At 75.2% G+C, this 4,689-nt stretch carries 1 protein-coding gene and 2 pseudogenes; all 3 read left to right on the top strand.

The features are described from left to right. The first annotated feature begins 170 nt into the window (after positions 1-170). Complete coding sequence (locus ACWEN3_RS41785) at positions 171-2,366, top strand: FUSC family protein (protein ID WP_452982564.1); 2,196 nt, start codon at positions 171-173, stop codon at positions 2,364-2,366. 313 nt (positions 2,367-2,679) lie between these two features. Next, positions 2,680-4,599, top strand: a pseudogene (locus ACWEN3_RS41780) (SpoIIE family protein phosphatase); the annotation flags it as partial. Then, positions 4,598-4,689, top strand: a pseudogene (locus tag ACWEN3_RS41775) (MarC family protein); the annotation flags it as partial. The pseudogenes ACWEN3_RS41780 and ACWEN3_RS41775, both read left to right, overlap by 2 nt.

Genomic DNA, 4,689 nt, shown 5'->3' with positions numbered 1-4,689 from the left:
TCACGCATCCCCGCCTGTCCGGCACCTGCGCGCGCCTCCGCCCCGGGCCCGGGGCGGAGGCGCGCGCAGGTGCCGGACAGGCGGGGATGCGTGAGTCTGTAAGGGTGTTCGGTGTTCCACCCGGACGGATCCCGGCGGCCTACGCAGCCTCGGGCCGCCGGGCGATACACGTGACGCTGGTGGCCGCGGCCGGTTTCTACCTCTTCCGCTACGGCCTCGGCTCACCTGTGGCCGCGACCTACGCCCTGTTCGCGGCCGTGGCGCTGGGCGGCCTGTCCAGGATCCCGGGCACCGGGCGGCAGCGCGCCACGGTGGTGCTGAGCCTGCTGCCGGTGGGCTGGCTGCTGGTGATCGTCGGCACCTTCCTGTCGGTACGGACCTGGAGCGCCGTGGCCGGCATGCTGGTGGTCGGCTTCGCGCTGGCGTTCTCCGCCGTGGGCGGCCCGCGCCCGGCCGGGGCGGCGCCGGGCCTGCAGCTCCTCTACATCCTGCCGTCGTTCCCGCCGTACGACCCCGGCTCGCTCGACGCCCGGCTGATCGGGACGACCACCGGGATGGTCCTGCTCGCCGCCGCCGACGCGCTGATCCTTCCCGAGCCCACCCCGCTGCCGTACCGGGAGCGGGCCGCCCGGGCCGCGACGGCCGCGGCGCACCACGCGACGCTCCTCACCGAGCCTCCGTACGCCCTGACCGACGCGGACGTCCGGGCGGCCGTCGACGCCGGGCGGAGGCTGCGCGCACGGGCCGTGCCGGAGGCGGACCGGCCGGCGGGGCCGGGGGTGCGGGACCGCGCCCTCGCCCACACCGGCCTGGCCGCCCGCACCCTGCTCGGCCGGCTGACGCGGCTGCCGGTCACACCGGGCGACCAGCCGGGCACCGAGGTGTCCGCCGTGCTGCGGGCGGTGGCCCGACTGGCCATGGCGTCGGCTACCTGTCTGAGGACGGGGACGCCACCCGTGGCGCGGTACGACGCCCTGGTCGCCGCACGCGCGTCGCTGTCCGCCCTGTCCGAGGGCCGCGTCCCCGCGGGGACGGCCGCCGCCGACGGGGCCGCCGGCGGGCCGGGCTTCCCGCCGTCCGAACTGCGCCGGCACGCGGCCGTGCTGGAGCTCTCCGACGCCGCTCTGGCCATGGGCTCGGCGGCCGATCTCGCGGTGCACGGCCGGCGGGCCTCGACAGGGGTGCCGCCGGGCCGCTTCTGGTACACGGCGACCCGGGTCCCGGGCCTGGTCCGGCAGTGGTCACGCGGCGACGCCGGGCGCCGGTCGGTGTTCTTCTGGTACGCCACGGTCTCGGCCCCGGGGCTGTGGTGGCACCGGTTGCGCGGCCATGCCGAGCGCCGGTCGGTGTTCTTCCAGAACGCGGTGCGCCTGGCCCTGGCCCTGACCGCGGCCCGGCTCGTGGCCGGCGTGGACACGCTGCCCCATGGGTTCTGGGCCACGCTGGCGACGCTCACCCTCACCCGGACCACCATGGACGAGACCTGGAGCACCGTCCGCCGGGCGCTCACGGGCACCCTCGTGGGGGCCCTGGTGACCGCCGGGATGCTGGCCACGGTGGGCACCGACACCGCGGTCTACGCCGTCGTACTGCCGCTCTTCATGCTGGTCACCTTCACGGTGGGACCGGTCAAGGGCGTCGGCTGGGCGCAGGGCCTGTTCACGGTGCTCGTGGCCCTGGTCTTCGCCCAGCTGGCGCCGCCGACCTGGCAGCTGGCGGAGGTGCGGATGCTGGACGTGCTGGTCGGCAGCGCGATCGGCGCGGTGTTCGGCCTGCTGGCCTGGCCCCGCGGCGCCCATGACGAGCTGCGCTTCGCGGCGGCCGAGCTGCTGCGCAGGGCGGCCGAGATCGTCGTGGCGACCAGTGCCTCGGTGGCCGGGGAGGGATCGGTGCCCGCGCCGTCGAGTGCGCCGCGCCACGGCTCGCTGCGGCACGCGGTCATCCTCGCGGAGTCCGCGTATGTGCAGTTCCAGAGTGAGCCGACGCCGTTCGGCGGCCGACGGGGCGGGGTGACGCTGCCGGACGTGGACTGGCAGGCGACGCTGATGACCGGTCACCACACCCTGTGGGGCTCGAACCGGCTGCTGGAGCCGCCGCGCACGGGGCTGGGCCCGGCGGCGGCCGAGTCGGTCGGCGTGCTGGGGGACCGGGTGGCCGGGCGGATGCTGCTGGTCTCGGCGGCGCTGGACCCGGGCGGCGACACCCCGGCCGCCTCGGTTCCCGTGATCGCCCCGGCCCCGGCGGGCCTCGTCGCCGAGCCGGCCGGCGCCCCGCGGCAGTACTACGCGACCGTGTTCTGGCTGGAATCCCTCATGACCGACCTGGCACGGATCGCGCGCGGCGGTCCCGGCCCGGTACCCGAATGAGCCGCCGCGGCGCGCGGTTACCGCCCCTTCGAGGCCGGCAGGGGGCACCGTACTCGCCTGGTGCACGGAGGGCGGGGTAGTAGTGGAGTGACGGCCGGGGCGTCGACGCGAGCACGGCAGGGATCTCGTCCGGGCCGGCCGGGACGGGGGACCAACTTCAGACACGGTGACCGCCACGGCGCGTCCCCTGGCTACCGAACGCTCCGTGCCGCACCGTGGACGGTCCGCCGACCTGCGAGAAGTCCGACGCATCCGCCCGCCGTGCCGGGGCGGGCGCGGCGGTCGGGGCCGGTGGCTGGAAGGAGCGAGAGGGATGAGCCGAGGCGAGCAGCACCCGCGGCAGGCGGATCCTCCCGATGAGCGGGTGTCGGCCCCGACCGGGCTGATGGATCTGCTGGGCGTCGCCGCGGTGCTGCTGCAGGCCGACGGCCGGATCGACATGTGGAGCCCGCAGGCCGAGGAGCTGTTCGGCTACGCCCGCGGTGAGGCGGTCGGGCAGTACGCGGCTCCGCTGCTCCTGCGCCCGGAGCACCAGGAGGCCGCGATCGGGCTCTTCGCCGAGGTGATGGAGACCGGCCGGGGCTGGGCGGGCGCGTTCCCCGTCCGGCACAAGGACGGCAGCACCCGGCTGGTGGAGTTCCGCAACATGCGGCTGACGGACAACCTCGGCGACCACTACGCGCTCGGACTTGCCACCGACCGGTCCACCCTGCGCCGGATGGAGCGCAACGTGGCCCTGTCCACCCGGCTCGTCGCCCAGGCCCCGATCGGTCTGTCCGTCCTGGACACCGAGCTGCGGTACGTGGTCGTCAACCCCGCCCTGGCGGCGATGCACGGCGTCGCCGAGGCCGACCACGTCGGCCGGCACTTCCGCGAGATCCTCCCCGGCGCGACGTTCCTGTCCGCGGAGGCCAAGATGCGGAAGGTCCTGGCGTCCGGCGTCCCCCTGGTGGACCAGCAGGTCGTGGGCCGTACCCCCGCCGACCCGGACAACGACCGCGCCTGGATGGTGTCGTGCTACCGGCTGGAGGACCACCACGGGCACGCGCTGGGCATCGCCATGGTGGTGGTGGACGTCACCGACCGGTACCGGGCGGCCCGGGAGGCCGACCGGGCCCAGCAGCGGCTGCGCCTGATGGCCAAGGGGTCGGCGCGCATCGGCACCACCCTGGAGGTGGAGCGGACCGCCCAGGAACTGGCCGACGTCCTGGTGCCCGACGTGGCCGACATGGTCGCGGTGGACCTCCTCGACTCCGTGCTGCGGACGGGCCGTACGGACGTCGGCGAGGGTCCGGCGCTGTTCCGCGCCCTCGCGGTGAAGACCGCCTACTCCACCGACGCCGCGCAGGCGCTCGTCCCGCCGGGCCGCCTCACCACCTACCACGCCGACCATCCGGCGGCGCACTGCATCCGCACCCGCGACCCGCTGCTGATGACCCATCTGGACAGCGGCGGCATCGACCGCATCGCCGCGGACTCCGAGGCCGCCCAGCTGCTCGCCGGGGCCGGCGTCCACAGCGACATGGCCATCCCGCTCATCGCCCGTGAACAGATCATCGGCGTCATGGGACTGGCCCGCGCCCGCAACCCGGTCCCCTTCGACAAGGACGACCTCGCCCTCGCCTGCGAACTCGCCTCGCGCGCCGCGCTGAGCATAGACAACGCCGTCATGCACCATCACATCCGCAGCGCCGCCGAGACCCTCCAGCGCAGCCTGCTCCCGCGGCTCTCGCCCCGCCATCCCGGCCTCGAGGTCGCCGCCCGGTACCGGCCCGCGCAGGCGTTCAGCGAGGTCGGCGGCGACTGGTACGACGTCATCCCGATCGACGGCGACCGCACCGCACTCACGGTCGGCGACGTCATGGGCAGCGGGATCCCGGCCGCCACCGCCATGGGCCGCCTGCGCACCGCCACCTCCACGCTCGCCGACCTGGACCTCGACCCCGCGCGCGTCCTCACCCACCTCGACCGGATCACGCATGGTCTGGACCCCTACATCGCCACCTGCGTCTTCGCGGTCCACGATCCCCACCGCAACCGGCTGCAGGTGGCCTCCGCGGGCCATCTGCCCCCCGTGCTGATCCGGGCCGGCCGGCCGCCCGAGCTGCTCGACCTCCCCACCGGCACCCCGCTGGGCGTCGGCGGGGTCCCCTTCGAGACCACCACCCTCGACCTGAGCCCCGGGGATCAACTGGTGCTCTACACCGACGGACTGGTCGAGACCCACAACGACCGACGAGCCGAAGCAGACCAAGGACGTGAACGTGGCCCTCGTGCCGCTGGGCATGCCGCTGCTGGCGGGGCCCGGTGCCATCGTGTCCGT

This window comes from Streptomyces sp. NPDC004561, from assembly GCF_053602155.1.
Note: the sequence above shows the minus strand (reverse complement) of the source record. Positions and strands in the feature narration are given on the sequence as shown.